Annotated in this window: 1 pseudogene and 1 other annotated feature; the pseudogene reads left to right on the forward strand. The window is 54.5% G+C overall.

From position 1 onward, the window contains the following. Window positions 1–223: 223 nt before the first annotated feature. Window positions 224–1,098, forward strand: a pseudogene (locus GOB85_RS19530) (IS3 family transposase); the annotation flags it as partial. Then, window positions 502–618 (forward strand) — a sequence feature (AL1L pseudoknot). Its footprint overlaps the pseudogene before it by 117 nt. Window positions 1,099–1,206: the final 108 nt, after the last annotated feature.

Genomic DNA, 1,206 nt, shown 5'->3' on the forward strand with positions numbered 1-1,206 from the left:
GCCTTTTCAAAACTCAAGGCCTTGCTGCGCGCCAAAGCCGAACGGACTGTCGGTGCTCTGTGGGACACCGTCGGCGCTCTGCTTCACGCTTTCACTCCCAGCCAATGCGCCCGTTTCTTTACAGCCGCAGGATATGAACCAGATTAAAGTGGAAAAGCTCTAGAGCCATTGAATTGCCCCGGGTTTTGTGGAGACGGAACGACCCGAGAGGTAAGAAGGATTCATGAGCAACAAATCGAAGCGTTTTCCACCTGAGTTTCGTGAACGTGCAGCCCGCATGGTTCTGGAGGAAGAGAAGAACCATCCATCACGCTGGTCTGCGGTGATGATGATCGCGCCAAAGCTGGATATTCATCCTGACACGCTGTCAAAATGGACCCGTCTGCATGAACGTGCCAATGCGCCTGCGGTGAGTGAGCTGCCTGATCGAGAGAAGATCAGGCAACTGGAGCGAGAGAACCGCGAATTGCGGCAGGCCAATGAAATCCTGCGTAAGGCGTCGGCATATTTTGCCCAGGCGGAGCTCGACCGCATCTTCAAGCCATGACACGCTTCATTGAGGAGCACCGGCAGACATATGGTGTCGGGTCAATCTGCAGGGTTCTGTCGATTGCACCATCTGCCTATTATGCAACTGTTGCCAGACAGAAAAATCCGTGTGTGCGCAGCCAGAAAGACAAAGAACTGTGCGATGACATCCGTAGAGTGTGGAATGATAATTTCTGCGTCTATGGAGCGCGCAAGGTCTGGCATCAGCTCAAACGTGAAGGCCTGGATGTCGTCCGCTGCACGGTAGAGCGGCTGATGCGCCGGATGGGGCTGAAAGGCGTCATTCGTGGCAAGGGGGTCAGAACCACACGGCCTGATCCGCAACGTCCGTGTCCGCAGGATCTGGTGCAGCGCCAGTTTCATGCTCCTGCCCCCAACAGACTGTGGGTTTCGGATTTTACTTACGTTTCCACATGGCAGGGCTTTGTTTATGTGGCCTTCATCATTGATGTATTCGCACGGGTTATTGTGGGCTGGCGCGTCTCCTCAACGGCCCATACCGACTTCGTGCTGGATGCTCTCGAGCAGGCTCTGTGCCAGAGGCGACCTGAGTGTCTGACCGAAAATGAGTTGAGTGATTTCAGCGGGTTATGATTCATGGGTTTGCGATAACCTGATGAGATCAAGATGGCCTGGACTGAAATCACCCGAGCGCAG

This window comes from Acetobacter fallax (assembly GCF_011516735.1).
GTDB lineage: Bacteria > Pseudomonadota > Alphaproteobacteria > Acetobacterales > Acetobacteraceae > Acetobacter > Acetobacter fallax.